General features: G+C 46.5%; 16 protein-coding genes. 9 read left to right on the top strand and 7 right to left on the bottom strand.

Going from position 1 to position 16,482, the window contains the following annotated elements:
• Positions 1–24: 24 nt before the first annotated feature.
• The 4 genes from pcnB (at position 25) to panC (ending at position 3,508) form a co-directional block, all read left to right on the top strand.
• Complete coding sequence (gene pcnB, locus EK374_RS04035) at positions 25–1,311, top strand: polynucleotide adenylyltransferase PcnB (protein ID WP_233280329.1); 1,287 nt, start codon at positions 25–27, stop codon at positions 1,309–1,311.
• Entirely contained in the window at positions 1,304–1,789 is a 486-nt protein-coding gene (gene folK, locus EK374_RS04030) for a 2-amino-4-hydroxy-6-hydroxymethyldihydropteridine diphosphokinase (RefSeq protein WP_127020365.1), read from the top strand. Before pcnB ends, folK begins: the two co-directional genes overlap by 8 nt.
• Positions 1,790–1,861: 72 nt before the next feature.
• Positions 1,862–2,653, top strand: coding sequence for a 3-methyl-2-oxobutanoate hydroxymethyltransferase (gene panB, locus EK374_RS04025; RefSeq protein WP_127020363.1), 792 nt, complete (start codon positions 1,862–1,864; stop codon positions 2,651–2,653).
• A 12-nt stretch (positions 2,654–2,665) separates the two neighbouring features.
• Complete coding sequence (gene panC / locus EK374_RS04020) at positions 2,666–3,508, top strand: pantoate--beta-alanine ligase (RefSeq protein WP_127020361.1); 843 nt, start codon at positions 2,666–2,668, stop codon at positions 3,506–3,508.
• 266 nt (positions 3,509–3,774) lie between these two features.
• Here panC and EK374_RS04015 read toward each other — a convergent pair whose 3' ends face one another.
• On the bottom strand, positions 3,775–4,182 hold the full coding sequence (locus EK374_RS04015) for a GFA family protein (protein WP_127020359.1): 408 nt from the start codon (positions 4,180–4,182) through the stop codon (positions 3,775–3,777).
• 29 nt (positions 4,183–4,211) lie between these two features.
• Positions 4,212–4,409, bottom strand: coding sequence for a PspC domain-containing protein (locus tag EK374_RS04010; RefSeq protein ID WP_127020357.1), 198 nt, complete (start codon positions 4,407–4,409; stop codon positions 4,212–4,214).
• A 202-nt stretch (positions 4,410–4,611) separates the two neighbouring features.
• Here EK374_RS04010 and EK374_RS04005 point away from each other — a divergent pair, with 202 nt between their 5' ends.
• Positions 4,612–5,487, top strand: coding sequence for a DUF4394 domain-containing protein (locus tag EK374_RS04005; protein WP_206099278.1), 876 nt, complete (start codon positions 4,612–4,614; stop codon positions 5,485–5,487).
• 110 nt (positions 5,488–5,597) lie between these two features.
• On the opposite strand, the gene panP is transcribed toward EK374_RS04005, so the two are convergent.
• The gene (panP, locus tag EK374_RS04000) at positions 5,598–7,244 is read right to left on the bottom strand and encodes a pyridoxal-dependent aspartate 1-decarboxylase PanP (RefSeq protein WP_127020355.1); all 1,647 of its coding nucleotides are present in this window, start codon (positions 7,242–7,244) and stop codon (positions 5,598–5,600) included.
• Between the two features lie 315 nt (positions 7,245–7,559).
• Here panP and EK374_RS03995 point away from each other — a divergent pair, with 315 nt between their 5' ends.
• Positions 7,560–9,437, top strand: a complete 1,878-nt coding sequence (locus tag EK374_RS03995) for an EAL domain-containing protein (RefSeq protein ID WP_127020353.1) — start codon at positions 7,560–7,562, stop codon at positions 9,435–9,437.
• 56 nt (positions 9,438–9,493) lie between these two features.
• Here EK374_RS03995 and EK374_RS03990 read toward each other — a convergent pair whose 3' ends face one another.
• From EK374_RS03990 to mpl, 4 genes are read right to left on the bottom strand one after another with little or no spacing between them, the layout of a single operon-like run.
• Positions 9,494–10,264, bottom strand: a complete 771-nt coding sequence (locus EK374_RS03990) for an ABC transporter permease (RefSeq protein WP_127020351.1) — start codon at positions 10,262–10,264, stop codon at positions 9,494–9,496.
• Complete coding sequence (locus tag EK374_RS03985; RefSeq protein WP_127020349.1) at positions 10,261–11,187, bottom strand: ABC transporter ATP-binding protein; 927 nt, start codon at positions 11,185–11,187, stop codon at positions 10,261–10,263. Before EK374_RS03985 ends, EK374_RS03990 begins: the two co-directional genes overlap by 4 nt.
• The gene (locus EK374_RS03980; protein ID WP_127020347.1) at positions 11,184–11,798 is read right to left on the bottom strand and encodes a flavin prenyltransferase UbiX; all 615 of its coding nucleotides are present in this window, start codon (positions 11,796–11,798) and stop codon (positions 11,184–11,186) included. The genes EK374_RS03985 and EK374_RS03980 overlap by 4 nt, the downstream gene beginning before the upstream one ends.
• A 50-nt stretch (positions 11,799–11,848) precedes the next feature.
• Entirely contained in the window at positions 11,849–13,192 is a 1,344-nt protein-coding gene (mpl, locus tag EK374_RS03975; protein WP_127020345.1) for a UDP-N-acetylmuramate:L-alanyl-gamma-D-glutamyl-meso-diaminopimelate ligase, read from the bottom strand.
• A 201-nt stretch (positions 13,193–13,393) separates the two neighbouring features.
• Here mpl and EK374_RS03970 point away from each other — a divergent pair, with 201 nt between their 5' ends.
• The 3 genes from EK374_RS03970 (at position 13,394) to EK374_RS21040 (ending at position 16,443) form a co-directional block, all read left to right on the top strand.
• Complete coding sequence (locus EK374_RS03970; RefSeq protein ID WP_127020343.1) at positions 13,394–14,368, top strand: class 1 fructose-bisphosphatase; 975 nt, start codon at positions 13,394–13,396, stop codon at positions 14,366–14,368.
• Between the two features lie 140 nt (positions 14,369–14,508).
• Positions 14,509–15,039 (top strand): inorganic diphosphatase, encoded by a 531-nt coding sequence (gene ppa, locus EK374_RS03965; RefSeq protein WP_127020341.1) that lies wholly within the window; start codon positions 14,509–14,511, stop codon positions 15,037–15,039.
• A 264-nt stretch (positions 15,040–15,303) separates the two neighbouring features.
• Entirely contained in the window at positions 15,304–16,443 is a 1,140-nt protein-coding gene (locus EK374_RS21040; RefSeq protein WP_127020339.1) for a methyl-accepting chemotaxis protein, read from the top strand.
• Positions 16,444–16,482: the final 39 nt, after the last annotated feature.

The following is a 16,482-nucleotide window of genomic DNA, read 5'->3' as shown; positions in this document are numbered from 1 at the left end:
AAAATATCCCGTGATGCTCATTCAGTGTCGCGCAAAGACATCAGCCCGAACGCATTAAAGGTGTTATACCGCTTAAAAGATGCGGGTTATGAGGCCTACCTGGTTGGTGGTTGCATCCGCGATATTTTGCTTGGCTTAAAACCAAAAGATTTTGACGTGGTGACCAATGCTCACCCGGAACAAGTGCGTCAGGTGTTTAAAAACAGCCGCCTGATTGGTCGTCGCTTCCGTTTGGCTCATGTGGTATTTGGCCGTGAAGTGATTGAAGTCGCTACCTTTCGTGGCCATCACACAGGCGATGATGAAACAAGCCCTAAAGCCAGCCAAAGTGATGCCGGCCAGATTCTGCGTGACAACGTGTATGGCACCATTGAAGAAGACGCTGAACGTCGCGACTTTAGCATCAATGCCTTGTACTACTCAGTGGCTGACTTTGCGATTTACGACTTTGCCAACGGTATTGAAGCCATAGCAGCGCGCAAAATTGAGCTAATTGGCGATCCTGAAACCCGTTACCGTGAAGATCCGGTGCGGATGCTGCGTGCTGTGCGTTTTGCTACCAAGCTGAATATGGACATAGCAGCAGAGAGCAAAGAGCCTATTAAAGAGCTGGCTGTGCTATTGAAAAACATTCCGGCAGCCCGTTTATTTGAAGAATTCCTCAAGTTATTTATGGCAGGCAAAGCCTTTGATAACTTTGTGATGCTGAACGATTTAGGCATTATTAAGCAGCTGTTGCCTCAACTGGCCAAAGTGTTAAAACAGGATAGTAGCGGCAAAGTTTTTAACATGATCACCAAAGCTATGCAGGATACGGATCAGCGGGTTGCCATTGATAAACCTGTGACACCGGCTTTTACCTTTGCAGCTTTGTTATGGTATCCGGTTGAACAACGTGCAGAAAAACTGCTGGTTGAAAGTGGTTTAAACGAAGTGGACGCACTGAACATTGCCATGATGGAAGTGCTGGACGAAGTACAGCGTTCTATCGCCATTCCAAAACGTTTTAGCCTGACCATTAAAGACATATGGTTCCTGCAAAGCCGTTTAAGCAAACGAGCTGGCCGTCGCGCCTTTAAATTGATGGAGCAGGTAAAATTCCGTGGGGCTTATGATTTCCTGCAATTACGCGCTCAGGCCGAAGGCGGCGAATTATTGGAGCTGGCCAACTGGTGGCAACGTTTCCAGTCCGATGACGAAGCAGGCCGTGAAACTTTAGTACAAAACCTCGGTAAAGAAGGTATTGAACGCCGTCCACGCCGCCGTCGCCCCCCCACCAAACGTCGCCCTTCTGGCCCGGCCAATGGCTAATACCCTTGTGTATATTGGGCTGGGCGCTAATTTAGCCCAGCCGGTGCAGCAATTAGAACGTGCGGTTTTAGCTTTGCAGAGCATCAAAGACACTGAGCTTGTGCAGGTCTCGTCTTTCTATGGCTCCAAACCTATGGGGCCACAGGATCAGCCGGATTACGTCAATGCAGTGGCAGCGCTTCATACCCGCTTATCCGCAGAACACTTGCTGACAGAACTGCAACAGATTGAGCTTGAACAAGGCCGGCAACGTAAAGACGAACGCTGGGGCCCTCGTACTCTGGATTTAGATATTCTGCTGTTTGGTCATGACATCATTCAAACAGAACGCTTAACAGTGCCACATTACGGCATGAAAACTCGTGAGTTTGTGCTATACCCGCTGGCAGAACTAGACTTAAACCTTGTATTACCTGATAACACTAAGCTGAGTGAGTTGTTGACGACTGTGCCTTTAAACGGCCTGACTCGTCTCTGATAACTTGCGCGCCTCATGGTTTTATGCCAAGGTGCGCCCCGAATTATTCCCTTGTGGTCGGATGAGAAAGAAATGGCAAAAATTACCACTGCTCAATTGCTGAAGATGAAACAAAAAGGCGAAAAAATTACCGCCTTAACGGCTTACGATGCCAGTTTCGCTAAATTGTTTGCCGATGCCGGTGTGGAAGTTATTCTGATCGGTGACTCTTTAGGTATGGTACTGCAGGGCCACAGCGACACTTTGCCTGTGACCACAGCTGAAATTGCTTATCACACGCGCTGCGTCCGCGCTGGTGCACCGCTGGCATTTGTCATTGCCGATATGCCATTTATGAGTTACGCCACAGTGGAACAGGCGATGCAAAACGCTACGCCTTTAATGCAAGCCGGTGCCAATATGGTCAAGCTTGAAGGCGGTGATTTTTTATTACCTACCATTAAAGCCTTAACCGAACGTGGTATTCCGGTTTGTGGCCACTTAGGTTTAACACCACAGTCTGTGCATGTATTTGGTGGTTTTAAGGTACAGGGCCGCGATGAGCAGGCGGCTGACTTAATGGTGCAACAGGCCATAGCGTTACAGGAAGCAGGCGCTCAGCTATTGGTCGTTGAATGCATTCCATCAGCCTTAGCTGAACGTATATCCAAAGCACTGGTGATTCCGGTGATAGGAATAGGCGCAGGCAAAGAAACCGATGGTCAGATTTTAGTGATGCATGATTTATTGGGCATCAGCTCTGGCTATATCCCTAAATTCTCGAAGAATTTCCTGCAGGAAACCGGCGAAATTAAACAAGCCATAGGTAAATACATTCAGGATGTCAAACAAGGCCAGTTCCCTGGTCCAGAACATAGCTTTTAAGGTTCAATCTCTATGTTAATGATTCAGGATATTGCCCAGCTACGCGCTTTAATTCGTCAATGGCGCAGTGCTGGTGAACGGGTTGCCTTTGTGCCGACTATGGGCAATTTGCATCAGGGCCATTTGCAGTTAGTCGATACCGCCAAACAAAGAGCAGACCGGGTTATTGTCAGTATTTTTGTGAATCCAATGCAGTTTGGTGCTAATGAAGATTTAGACAAATACCCCCGCACTTTAGAACAGGACTGCAAAGGATTGACGGAACATGGTGCTGACGCGGTATTTACCCCTACGCCCGCCGTTATTTATCCAAGGGGGCTGGATGTACAAACTTATGTCGAAGTGCCGCTGTTGGGCGACTATCACTGCGGCGCCAGCCGTGCCGGGCATTTTCGTGGCGTGTCGACCATAGTCACTAAGCTGTTTAATCTGGTGCAGCCGGATATCGCCTGCTTTGGCCAGAAAGACTACCAACAATTAGCTATTATCCGCCAGATGGTGGCTGACTTGTCCATGCCTATTGAAATCATTGGGGTACCAACAACCCGCGCTGAAGATGGTTTGGCGTTAAGTTCCCGCAATGGGTATTTAACCAAAGAACAACGTACCACAGCACCGGCTTTATACCGCACCTTGCAGTGGATGAAACAGCAATTAAGTCAGGGCTTCAGCGATTTACGTGCTTTAGAGCAACAAGCCAAAGATCAGCTCAATGCTGCAGGTTTCAAAGCAGATTACATCAACATTTCTAACCGCCAGACCTTAGTACCAGCGACAGACTCAACTGCTTCTTTGGTGATACTGGCCGCTGCTTATCTGGGCAATACGCGGCTGATTGATAATATCGAAGTTTAACTCTCAGAAGAACGAACTGTGGGTCAGAGCCAAAGCTCTGACCCGGTCTGTACGACACTGAACTGAGAAAAACCAACTGTTCTTCTAGCCTGTCAGCCTTCTCCTCAAGCAGGCAATTCGTTTCTGCACACTGCCTCAGGTTACGCCCAACTCTTTTGGCCAACAAAAAATGCGCTGATCTGATTGCAATGAGGGTATTTTGCAGTTGCCTTTGGATGGCAACCCCCATCAATTGGTGTGGTGTTTAGCTTCAGAGCCGCAGTGATTCAGCTTCGGCCAGGTTCATGGCCATCATAACGTGGCAAGTCTGCATCCAGATTATCCCAGCTGGCTTTTGACGAAACAAAGTTATGGCTGATGGGACGCTCGGTGATTTCTGAATCCAGTATGCCCAAACGAATGCGGATCCTGCCTGGGTCTGCAGCGCTTGAGCTGTACACAGGACTGCCGCAGTTGGAGCAAAAATGCCGCAACCTGCCTTGTTTTAACGAAAAGGCTTTGAGCAGTTCTTTGCCTTGAATCACACTGAATTCTGTACTGGATACGAAGCCGTTGGTCGCATAAGCCGTGCCGCTGGATTTACGGCACAAGGAACAGTGGCAATGAATAATGTCGGTAATAGCACCACGAATTTCTACTTTTACTTCAGCACAAAGGCATTGGCCTGAATACATAACAAGTTTGCTCTTTCAATCACAGCTGGTTAAAGGCTGTCTTTTCTTGGCATCAACAACCACAAAATGACATAAACAAATATGCCGGGAAAAGCGGCGGACAACACCGACAGCAGCACATACACCAGCCGTACACCACCGCTGGACCAGCCAAAGTACTCTGCTATACCACCACAAACTCCAGCGATCATTTTATCATTGGATAAAGCTAAGCTTTTATCTGACATCGTACTTCCCTCTTGAATAAACCCGAACTCTAAAGTAACTCTGCCAGCGACGCTTAGCAATGCATGAAGATGTAAGAAACTATGAACGCCTTTACGAACACCTTCTGACTGCACTATGGTAACAAGCGGCAGAGTGATAACTCTGCTCCACCATAATACAGACCTGTCATAGTGTCAGTCTGACGTAATAAAGGAAGGATTGATGAAAATAACAAAACAGATTTTCGGTTCTACCCTGCTGGCTGCAACTGGCCTTTTATCGGCTGGCCTATCTTCAGAACTGAGCGCAGCCACTATGCCCGCTTTAAAAGGCAATGAAACACTCTGGCTGCTTGATAATACACATCAACTCATCAAAGTGAAGGTTGCAGCTCCGGACAAAATAGTCGAACAGAAAACACTTTCAGGCCTGGCAACAGGCGAGGCTTTAGTTGGCATAGATTACCGCGTTGCTTACGGCGTTTTATTCGCATTATCCGACCAAGGCCAGTTGTACAGTATAGACACCGGCACTGGAAAACTGACAGCCACAGGCCCTGTTTTATCTGCAGGCACCTTAAAAAAAGGTCAGTTTGGCTTTGATTTTAACCCTGTGGCTGACCGGATCCGGGTGGTGAATGAGCATGGTCAAAACTTAAGACTACACCCAAAGACCGCAGCTTTAGCTTCTGTTGACCCTGAACTGCACTACGCAGACAAGGACGCTAACTTTGGCAAAAAACCCACCATAGTGGCTGCAGCTTATACCTACAACCAACAAGACAGCACGCTGACGACCAACTACGCCATAGATAAAACCCATGGCACGCTGGTAACCCAAGGCAGTAAAGAAGGCACAACGCCAGCGGTATCACCTAATACAGGCCAGTTGTTTACCGTAGGCAGCCTTGGACTACAATCGCTGCAACAGATCTCCTTTGATATTTCCGACTTAAGTAACCTAAGTTTTATGGCTGTCAGCACAACAGCAGAGCCGGCCAGTACTCTGTATCAATTAGATTTACAGACAGGACAAAACAAAAAACTGGGTACTTTGGCGAATGGTCAGGGCCTGCTTGGTATGGCGATTGAACCCTGATTGGTAAGTTATTACCGCTCTGGCGCCATAAAAAAAGCCCGGTCACTTCACACTTCAGTGCTGTGATTGGGCTTTTTAACTACAGTGAACCTGCGCTTCACAGAATAAGATCAGGCTGCGCTGTCTTTAGCCAGTTGTAATAACTTAGGCAAAAACTCTTTATCCAAAGCGGCCACTTGCTGCTGTTCTTCCAGCACATCAAATAAAATTTGATCTGTCGTCAGCGGATTTGCCAACACTACACGGAACACCACAGTGTCCTGACGCTGATAACGTTCAGGTTTAATCCGGGTACGGGAGACAAAAGAGCGGCCTTCTTCCCTTTGGGTTTTCTGAATAAAGCGGGTTAAACCATTTAGCAGCTCATTAAACTTATGTAGTTTGTCGGGCGAAGCTTTCGCCATAGCACGCTGAACTTCGGCCGGTACATAACGATAGGTTAATAAACACAGCTCAGGTTCAGTGATCAGCTCAAACTCTGCGTGTTCTTTAATCAAACCGGCAAAATAACGGGCTTTGTCCAGACTGCGGTTAATCAGAATTTCATAACCCTGACGGCCAATTACCTGTAAGCAGGCATGCACCAACATGGCCATACCAGGGCGTGAACCTTCCAGCGTCTGGCTACCTAAATCTTTGGAACCTTTACGCAGAATATATTCAGCGTGATGTTCTATTGCATGGGCTGAAGATGGATGCTTAAACACCACCATACCAGCGCCCATCGGCACATACATTTGTTTATGCGCATCTATAGTGACTGAATCCGCCCGCTCTATGCCGCTCAGCAGATAACGGTACTTATCTGATAATAAAGTAGCCCCACCCCAGGCGGCATCAACATGGAAATGACAACCCAGTTCAGAGGCTAAATCGGCTAAATCATTCAATGGGTCAACGTTGCCGGTTTCTGTTGTGCCAGCCACACCCACTATCGCCATTACTTTGATATTTTTATCATTCAGCTCACGGCTGACGCGGCGCATTTCTTCAATTTGTACTTTGTTATTGGCATCGGTTTTCACCGGAACTAAAAACTCGCGGCCTATACCTAAAATATCAGCGGCTTTGCCCAAGGAATAATGACCCCGCTCTGACACTAAAATAGCTAAGCCTTCGTAACCATAATATTTCATGGCACGGAACAAGCCTTCTTTGGCCACGCCTTTAAAGTCACCTTCGGCTTTTAATAAGCGGTTACGGGCTATCCAGAGCGCTGTGATATTAGCGATGGTGCCGCCTGAACAAAATGCACCTAAGGAATGGTTAGCGCTGTGCATCCATTTTTTATAAAAGCTATCGCCCTCGCCATACACCAGATGGTGCATCATGCCGATGACCTGACGCTCTAGCGGAGTAAATGCTTTGGACGTTTCGATTTTCACCAGATTCTGGTTTAAACCCACCATCATTTTTGACAGCGGCAACACAAAATAGGGCAAAGCTGAGGTCATATGACCAATAAAACTTGGGGCTGCAGTATGTACTGAATGCGCCACCAACTTTTCCATCATTTGCTCGGCATAATCCGAGACAAATTTAGGTTCAGAGGGTATTTGATGGGCCTGAAAATCGCGCTCAATTTGCCACAGTGGTTTTTCCACAGCGACAATACTTTCGCGTAAAAAACCAGCCAGGTTTTGCGAAATATTCTGTTCGATGATACTTAAAGTCGAGTCCGGAGCCTCTGGCACAGTAAATATCCGCCACAAGGCTTCTTCAGAAGCTGTAGCCTGACGTTTGTTTAATTCTGTCATTCGTATCCTGTCTCACCGTTGTCGCTATTTCGGCTTCTTATTTTGTGTTTTCAGGCCGTAAAATCAGTAAGTCAAAAAGGAGGTCACTGTACTAAATGCACCTTTAAATGTCTTTAAAAAATTTCATCTGTTGATCATCTTGCTGCAAAGAGTTGCATGAACCCGCTATTTTTACTGAATGTCGCTACCAGATTGCAGAAAATGTCCATAAAAGCGCCAACCGAATTCAGTTCAAAGTATTAGCTGTCAGCCTGAATTAAATCAGCTAAGCTATCAAGGTATTGTTTTAAGGTCCCTTTTTTAACGAGTCATTGCATGTTACGGATCCGTTCAACACATTTTATTGTCCTTAGCCTGGTGGTGTACCTACTCGCCATTGCTGCTTACGTATTTTACCAGTACCAGCAAACCTACCAGACTAAACTTGCTCAGGTTGACTTACAGCTGGTGAATGCGGTTAAAGCTGTGCCTTATCTGTTAGGTGACAATTACCACAACAACATCAATGGCCCGCAGCATATTTCCAGAGCTGACTATCTTAAAATTGCCAAGAAACTCAGCCTCTATGCCAAAGATTTAAAATTGCAGTATGTCTACAGCATGATTCAGGTGGACGGCAAAGTACATTTCACCTCTTCGAGTTATACCGAAGATGACCTGTTGCGTGGCCAGTTGAGTTACTTTTACGATTACTACCCAGAGGCGACAGCAGCGAATAAAGCCGCTTTTGCTTCTATAACGCCAGTGTTTGAAGAGTCGGTTGATCAGTTTGGTCATTTCCGCTCTGTGCTGATGCCATACCAGAGTGCCGATGGCACAATTTATTTAGCCGGAGCAGATATTGCCATCACAGATTTAGAGCAATGGTTGTTGGATAGCATGCAAGAGTCGGTTTTAAGTGGGTCGATATTTTTTGCTTTGGCCTTACTGCTGGCATTGAGTTACGCCATGGTACTGCGAAACAACCTGACCACGGATCGCAGCTCGGGGCGGCGTAATGCTTTAGCTTTAGAGGCTCATTTGCGCCGTGAAACCGGTGGTTTAAGTCAATTAGCTATTTTGCAGGTCAATAATCTCGAAGAAATCAGCAACTTGTACGGTAACCTAATAGCAGAACAAGCTTTTAACCAATTTATCCATCAACTGCAATTGCATTTAGGCCGCTCCTTCCGCTTGTATCGCTTGTCCTTTGAGAAACTGGCGATCCGTCGCGTGGCCAGTATTTCTGACAATGAATTGCACGACAAACTAAAAAGTTTTGATTTCTCTCAGCCCGTACTAAACGACCCCTATTTACTCTTTACTGTGACTTTAGGTGTAGCTTTATCACCTGCCGCAGCGGTATTGGAAAATGCCACACTGGCGGTCAATACCGCACGCTTGCAGCAACAGTCTTTAGTGGTGTATTCAGATAATTTATTAGCGCTGAAACAACACCTGCATACCAATATCAAAATGGCCAAAGAAGTGCGTGAAGCTATAGGCCATGAACAAATAGTGCCCTACTTCCAGCCCGTGGTCCAAATCAGCACTGGCGAAATATTCCAGTATGAATGTCTGGCCCGTATTTTACGCACTGACGGCAGCATACTGACGCCAGACCAGTTTTTAAGCATCATCAACCGTAGCCATCTGGATACAGAACTGACCAAAATGATGTTTATTAAAAGTGCCAGTCAGTTTGCGGCCTCTGAAGTCAGCTGGTCTATTAACGTCAATTGCCGAGATTTAGTGGATGATGAATTACAGCAGTTTTTCCTCGACTACCTACAGCATTATCCAAAACCAGAGCGGGTGTATTTTGAACTGGCGGAAGCCGGAGTATTGCCTCAGTTTGAACGCTGCCGCGATGCTATAGCTGCGTTACAAAAAGCTGGAGCTAAAGTACTGCTGGATGATTTTGGGGTGGCCAGTGGTGTAGGTATGGCCGATCTGCTGCAATTGCGGGTAGACGGTTTAAAAATTCATGGCAGCTTAATTGAGCTGATAAGCTCAGATCAGGACGCTCAACTCTTTATTGAACATATCAGCTCTTTTGCCAAACAAACTCAGTTGCTGATCATCGCTGAGATGGTCGAAAGCAAACAGTCTCTGGATGCGCTGGAACGTTGTGGTATCAGCTACGCCCAAGGCTACTATTTTGGCCCGGCAGCACCTGTGCCACTGCGCTACTACGAAAGAGGCTCAGTCTAAAAACAAGAGGCGCTGATACAGCGCCTCTTGTTTTCATCTTAAGTATCAACGTCTGTCTAGCTTCTAAGACCAGTTCCTTTATTAATCAGGTACATAGCGAAGCTAAAAAACACCACAATAAAGCCAATAATCACGCTGAACGCAAACACCAGATTGACATCACTAACGCCTAAAAAGCCGTAGCGGAAGGCGTTGACCATATACACAATAGGATTGATTTGCGACACGTATTGCCAGAATTGTGGCAATAAACTTAATGAATAAAACACCCCACCTAAATAGGTTAAAGGCGTCAGCACAAAAGTTGGAATAATGCTGATGTCGTCGAAGGTTTTGGCGTAAATGGCATTAATTAAACCGGCCAGCGAAAATAAGGTGGCAGTTAACACTACAGTCGACATCAGAATAAACAAGTGATGCACTTTGATATCGACAAAAAACAGTGATAACAAAGAGACAATCAATCCAACCAGAATACCGCGCGCTACACCACCGCCAACATAACCCAATACTATGATGTAGTTAGGCACAGGCGCGACCAACAGCTCTTCGACATTACGTTGGAACTTGGCGCTGAAAAAAGACGAAGCCACGTTCGAGTAGGAGTTAGTGATCACTGACATCATAATCAGGCCAGGCACAATAAACTCCATATAACTGAAGCCGCCCATCTCACCAATACGGGAACCCACCAAGGCGCCAAAAATGACAAAATACAAGGTCATGGTAATGGCTGGTGGCACCAGGGTTTGCACCCAAATGCGCATAAATCTGTTGGTTTCTTTATAGAGAATACTTTGTAGCGCTATTAAATTACGTGAACTCATGCTTTTGCTCCGCGTCCGTTTTCGACCAGACTGACAAACAACTCTTCCAGACGGTTGGCTTTGTTACGCATCGAAAGTACCTGAATGCCCTGCGCTGTTAATGCACTGAATACACCATTTAAGCCCTGAGCTTTCACCACATCGACTTCCAGGCTATGGCTATCTGTCTGACGGAAGGTATAACCTTCCAGTGTGATCACTGCATCAGTAGGTGCTATATCGAGTAAAAAGGTTTCTTTGTTCAGCTTACTCAGCAGGTTCTTCATGCTGGTGTTTTCGACAATCTGACCTTTGTCGATGATGGCAATATTGCGACACAACGACTCAGCTTCTTCCAGATAGTGGGTCGTCAAAATAATGGTCACTCCCTGCTGGTTAATTTCTTTCAGGAACTCCCACATAGAACGGCGTAGTTCAATATCAACGCCTGCTGTAGGTTCATCTAAAATCAGCAACTTAGGTTCGTGCATTAAAGCTCTGGCTATCATCAGACGGCGTTTCATACCACCAGATAGCTCACGCGAACGAGCGTTGCGTTTGTCCCACAACCCCAGCTGACCTAAGTATTTTTCAGCCCGTACTATGGCGACAGAACGCGGCACGCCATAATAACCAGCCTGATTCATTACTATTTGCAGCACAGTTTCAAACTGGTTGAAGTTAAATTCCTGTGGCACTAAACCCAGCTGGCTTTTGGCATCTTCCAGTTGAGTGTCCAGATCGTAATCAAAGACTTTGACTGTGCCGCTGCTTTTATTCACCAGCGAACTGATAATGCCAATGCTGGTACTTTTACCTGCACCATTTGGGCCCAACAACGCAAAAAAGTCGCCTTGCTGTACTTCAAGGTCTATGCCTTTTAAAGCGACAGTGCCACTTTTATACACCTTGTGTAACTGTTTAATATCTAACGCTAAGGTCACTGTTGATCTCCATAGCCCCAACGGCTGACTAACTGTTGCTTTAAACCTAAATGGTCAAGAATTCGTGCCACCATAAAGTCGATTAAGTCATCGACAGATTGAGGCTGATGATAAAAACCCGGAGCAGCAGGCATCACCACAGCACCAGCTTTGGACAAGGCCAATAAGTTCTCCAGATGAATGGTACTTAACGGAGTTTCGCGTGGCACTATAATCAGCTGACCACGCTCTTTCAGTACCACGTCGGCTGCCCGTTCAATCAGATTGTCACTCATGCCATGAGCAATAGCGGCTGCAGTGCCGGTGGAGCAAGGACAAATCACCATTTGTTTAGGTGCAGCTGAGCCTGAAGCACAAGGCGAAAACCAATCGTCTTTGCCATACACAGCTAACAGTTCTTTAGTGCCACCGGTTTTTTCCAGAATAAAATCACGGCAGGCCTCAGGGCCGCCCGGCAGTTTTAAATCATATTCAGTGGCAAAAACCACACGGGCTGCGCTGGAAATCAGCAGATGCACTTTGACCTGCTGTGCCAGTAAATTTTCCAGCAAACGCCAGCCATAACCAGCGCCTGAAGCGCCGGTAAAAGCTAAGGTGACTTCTTGGGTCATGGAGTTCTCTTTTTAAAGTGGTGGCAACGGACTGATCTGCGGCTTTAACGTCATGCTAAAGCATCAAGCAACTTTTGATGTATCCCACCAAAACCGCCATTGCTCATAATCACTATATGATCCCCTGCGGACGCTTTTTCAACCAGGGCCGCCACTATTAATTCCACCGATTGAAATACTTGTGCCCTACCCGGCATCTGGTCTGCCACCGCAGCCAATGACCAGCCCGAATTTGCGGGTTCAAACAGCAGCACATCATTTGCATCATGCAGCGAATCGGCAATAGCAGATTTATGTACGCCCATACGCATGGTATTGGAGCGTGGCTCCAGCACTGCCCAAATTTTTGCGTCCCCCACACGAGCTCTTAAACCTGCTAAAGTGGTTTCAATAGCTGTTGGGTGATGGGCAAAATCATCATACACAGCAATACCTTTGACTGTACCTTTAAGTTCCATCCGGCGTTTTGGTGCGACAAACTGCGTTAAGGCTTCAATAGATACAGCCACAGGCACACCGACATGGCGGGCAGCAGCTATTGCCATTACAGCGTTTTCGACATTGTGGTTGCCACATAAATCCCAGTGTAAGGTGCCTTGTGACTGGCCCTGATAAAAGAGTTCAAATACGCTGCCATCTGGTTGTTTTAATTCCACAGTCCAGTCTTTGCCATAACGCTGCTGCTCACTCCAGCAGCCCATAGCTAAAGTTTGATCCACAGCGTCGACATGGGCAGGGCTTAACACCAGTCCACTAGCCGGCACCATGCGCAGCAAATGATGGAACTGACGCTGAATAGCGGCTAAATCCGGGAAAATATCAGCATGATCGTATTCCAGATTATTAATCACCAGAGTGCGGGGTCTGTAATGCACAAACTTGGAACGCTTATCAAAAAAAGCCGTGTCGTATTCATCGGCTTCAATCACAAAAAATGGCGAGTCACCTAAACGGGCTGAGCTGTCAAAATTCTGCGGAATACCACCAATCAAAAAACCAGGCTTTAAACCCGCATACTCCAGCACCCAGGCCAACATGCTACTGGTGGTGGTTTTGCCATGAGTACCAGACACTGCCAGCACCCAGCGTTGATGCAGTACCTGTTCCGCCAGCCACTGTGGACCTGAGCTATAAGGAATATTCTGATCCAGTGTGTACTCAACCGCCGGATTACCACGCGACATAGCATTACCAATAATCACCAGATCAGGCGCTGGTTGCAGCTGCTTTGGATCATAACCTTGCATCAGTTCAATGCCCAATTGCTCCAACTGAGTGCTCATAGGCGGATATACATTGGCGTCTGAGCCTGTCACTTTATGCCCAAGACTTTTTGCTATAGCGGCAATACCGCCCATAAATGTGCCACAAATGCCTAAAATATGAATATGCATGCTGCATCCTTACTACCAGTAAAACGGGTTCTGCGGCCATTCTAGCAAAGGACTCTGAAGAACAGCTGAAATAAAACAAGCATAAACCTGCAATTTAGCCTGAACTTGATTAAAATAGCAGCCGCTGTGGCCGACAGCCTTCAACCAAAATTAACACTGCGGTCAAAGCTTCCTCTACCTACACAAAAAAAGGATTGTTTTATGCGTCGATTGGCTCCGGCCCTGCGTCTTGATGGTGCAGATGCAGACCTGATAGATCTGATTAAAAGCATCGTAGCTGCCTGTAAAGAAATTTCTTTCCGGGTCGGACAAGGCGAACTCTCAGATGTGTTGGGCTCCACTCTGAACGAAAACGTTCAAGGCGAAACCCAGAAAAAACTCGATGTTATCTCCAACGAGCTGCTCAAAGATCTGATCCTTGAAACAGGTTCGGTGATGGCCATTTCTTCTGAAGAAGAAGACAGTACTGTACCTGGTAACCCGCAAGGTAAATACCTGGTTACTTTCGATCCGCTGGATGGTTCGTCCAACACCGACATCAACAGCTTAATTGGCACTATCTTTTCTATTCTGCCAGCACCCAAAGGTGCGGATCCAGCCGACCCTGCTATTTTCCTGCAGCCTGGCACAGCTCAGATCGCCGCAGGTTACATTTTGTATGGCCCCTCGACCATGATGGCCTTGACCACAGGTAAAGGCACCAGAATGTATACGCTGGATAAAACCTACGGTGGTTTCCTGCTAACGCAGGAAAAAGTCACAGTTCCGGGCGTAACCGCTGAATTTGCTATTAATATGTCGAACCAGCGCTATTGGCAGCCAGCGATGCAAAACTACGTGGCTGATTTGCTTAAAGGTAAAGAAGGCCCACGGGGTAAAAACTTTAATATGCGCTGGATTGCCGCTATGGTCGGTGACGTACATAGAATTTTATGCCGTGGTGGTATTTTTGCTTATCCGCGGGATCTGAAAGATCCAACCAAACCAGACAAACTTCGATTAATGTACGAAGCCAATCCAATGAGTTTTCTGGTAGAACAAGCAGGCGGAGCCAGTACAACAGGATTCGAGCGCATTATGGACATTCAGCCTGTGGACATTCACCAGCGCGTGGCTGTGATTTTAGGCTCGAAACACGAAGTGGAAAGCTGCCTGCAGTATCATCAGGAAACGTAGAGGCAGGGTTTCTCCCTGCCCGTCTCAAGGTACAAACCGATGTTGAGACAACAAAGCTGCAGCTTCAAGTACGACGGCTATAGCCATATTTACGACCGCTGCTATAATGCAGCACCAAATTTCAGAACAGAGGAAGCGTTATGAGCTTAAGTCAGGTTGCCGCAGGTAAAAATCTGCCAGATGAAATTAATGTCATCATTGAAATTCCGGCCAATGCCGATCCAATCAAATACGAAGTAGACAAAGACACAGGCACTGTCTGGGTTGACCGTTTTATGGCTACTCCAATGTTTTATCCTTGCAACTATGGTTTTGTAAACCACACTCTGTCGTTAGACGGTGACCCGGTTGACGTTTTAGTACCTACGCCATACCCACTGGTACCAGGTGCTGTGATCAAATGTCGTCCTGTTGCTGTATTAAAAATGGCGGATGAGTCAGGCGAAGATGCAAAAGTATTGGCAGTGCCAATCAGCAAACTGACGAAGATTTATGACAATATCCAGGATCTGAACGACGTGCCAGAACTGCTGAAAAACCAGATCCAGCACTTCTTTGAACGTTACAAAGAGTTAGAGCCAGGTAAGTGGGTGAAAGTGATTGGCTGGGGCGACAAAGCTGAAGCCAAAGCTGAAATCGTCAGTTCATTTGAACGCGCTCAGCAGAAGTAATATTCAGTTTAGAAAACGGCACCAGGGTGCCGTTTTTTTATCCTGTCTTCTCTCTAGACACTGCACTTTGGTCCCGAATCAAAACACCACTAAACCCTTTGTCTGGACTCCGTCTTTTTTTATCAAATAAACGAAAAATCTGATAAAAACTTCTGCAAATATCTGTTATTTTCAGCAACAGATTTGGTTTCGCTAACCATTTTCATTATTACAATAATAAACGCCACTTCAACACTATGATTGGAGTGATTCAGGGGTAAAGTTATGGCTTTGTTTGAATTCGGGTCTGCGCGCAGCAAAATTGTGCTGTCTTTCATCATCACGCTGATTAGCATGGTGTCAGTAGTCACTGTACTGGCAGAGCAACACTGGCTCTGGTCTGCATTAGTTATCCTTATCGCACTGGTCATGCAAGGAGTTTTTCACCAATCAGCCTTAAAAGGCTATCAGAGCTATATCACAGAGCAGCAACTATTGATCAGCCGCTCTGTACAGGAAAAAAATCTGGGATTGCAGTTAAGTACCACAACGACAACTGAACTTGCTTTACCTTGCCAGCAATTTAATCAGTGGCTCAGCACGCTGCAACAGCAGCAACAAGAGTCAACAGCTCTGAGTGAACAATTAAAGGATCTGGTGAGCTCTATCCGTCATATTGCAAAGGATGAACAGAAGCACCTGAGTCAACTGGAACACGCAGCGGGTCAGACGCTGACGATGGTAGAGTCGATGAACCAAAGTGTGCTGGACGAAGTACAAAGCGCAAATTTAGCAGCGGAAGCAGCTAACCACTCCAATCAAATTGCGCTACAAGGTCAACAAACCGTATCTAGCACTGTGCATAATATCGAACAATTGGCGGAGCATTTACAACAGGCGTCCACCACTATTGCGAAACTTGAGCAAGACAGCAATCAAGTAGGCGCTGTATTGGAAGTCATTAAAGGCATCGCAGAACAAACTAACTTACTGGCACTGAATGCAGCTATTGAAGCAGCAAGAGCTGGTGAACAGGGCCGCGGTTTTGCAGTAGTAGCAGATGAGGTTCGAACTCTTGCGTCCCGTACACAGAAATCAACCGAACAAATTCAGCACACCATTGAGCAGTTGCAAAGTGCCGCACGTGAAGCAGTACAAAAAATGAAGCTTAGCAGCGAGCAAGCAGATTTAAGTGTGCAATCGGCCAATCAGGCCGGTCATGCATTAAAGGAGATCACCGGCAGTATCGCGCAAATTTGTGCGATGAATCAGGAAATCGCTTCAGCAACAGACGAGCAGCAACATCTGACCAAAACTATGGTGAACTATGTGCGTGATATAGCTACCCACACCACTCAAAGCCAGAATAACACAAAAGATTTAGAGCAAATGGGTGAGCAACTGGCGTTGATTGCCAACAGCTAAAACGAAGTGGCTCAGATTAAAATAAATTTCGCTATTTAA

The organism is Rheinheimera mangrovi (assembly GCF_003990335.1).
In the GTDB taxonomy this organism is placed as follows: domain Bacteria; phylum Pseudomonadota; class Gammaproteobacteria; order Enterobacterales; family Alteromonadaceae; genus Pararheinheimera; species Pararheinheimera mangrovi.
Note: the sequence above shows the minus strand (reverse complement) of the source record. Positions and strands in the feature narration are given on the sequence as shown.

Coding starts and splice junctions, on each gene's coding strand:
- folK (WP_127020365.1), top strand. CDS start 1,304: ATGGCTAATACCCTTGTGTATATTGGGCTGGGCGCTAATTTAGCCCAG.
- panB (WP_127020363.1), top strand. CDS start 1,862: ATGGCAAAAATTACCACTGCTCAATTGCTGAAGATGAAACAAAAAGGC.
- panC (WP_127020361.1), top strand. CDS start 2,666: ATGTTAATGATTCAGGATATTGCCCAGCTACGCGCTTTAATTCGTCAA.
- EK374_RS04015 (WP_127020359.1), bottom strand. CDS start 4,182: ATGTATTCAGGCCAATGCCTTTGTGCTGAAGTAAAAGTAGAAATTCGT.
- EK374_RS04010 (WP_127020357.1), bottom strand. CDS start 4,409: ATGTCAGATAAAAGCTTAGCTTTATCCAATGATAAAATGATCGCTGGA.
- EK374_RS04005 (WP_206099278.1), top strand. CDS start 4,612: ATGAAAATAACAAAACAGATTTTCGGTTCTACCCTGCTGGCTGCAACT.
- panP (WP_127020355.1), bottom strand. CDS start 7,244: ATGACAGAATTAAACAAACGTCAGGCTACAGCTTCTGAAGAAGCCTTG.
- EK374_RS03995 (WP_127020353.1), top strand. CDS start 7,560: ATGTTACGGATCCGTTCAACACATTTTATTGTCCTTAGCCTGGTGGTG.
- EK374_RS03990 (WP_127020351.1), bottom strand. CDS start 10,264: ATGAGTTCACGTAATTTAATAGCGCTACAAAGTATTCTCTATAAAGAA.
- EK374_RS03980 (WP_127020347.1), bottom strand. CDS start 11,798: ATGACCCAAGAAGTCACCTTAGCTTTTACCGGCGCTTCAGGCGCTGGT.
- mpl (WP_127020345.1), bottom strand. CDS start 13,192: ATGCATATTCATATTTTAGGCATTTGTGGCACATTTATGGGCGGTATT.
- EK374_RS03970 (WP_127020343.1), top strand. CDS start 13,394: ATGCGTCGATTGGCTCCGGCCCTGCGTCTTGATGGTGCAGATGCAGAC.
- ppa (WP_127020341.1), top strand. CDS start 14,509: ATGAGCTTAAGTCAGGTTGCCGCAGGTAAAAATCTGCCAGATGAAATT.
- EK374_RS21040 (WP_127020339.1), top strand. CDS start 15,304: ATGGCTTTGTTTGAATTCGGGTCTGCGCGCAGCAAAATTGTGCTGTCT.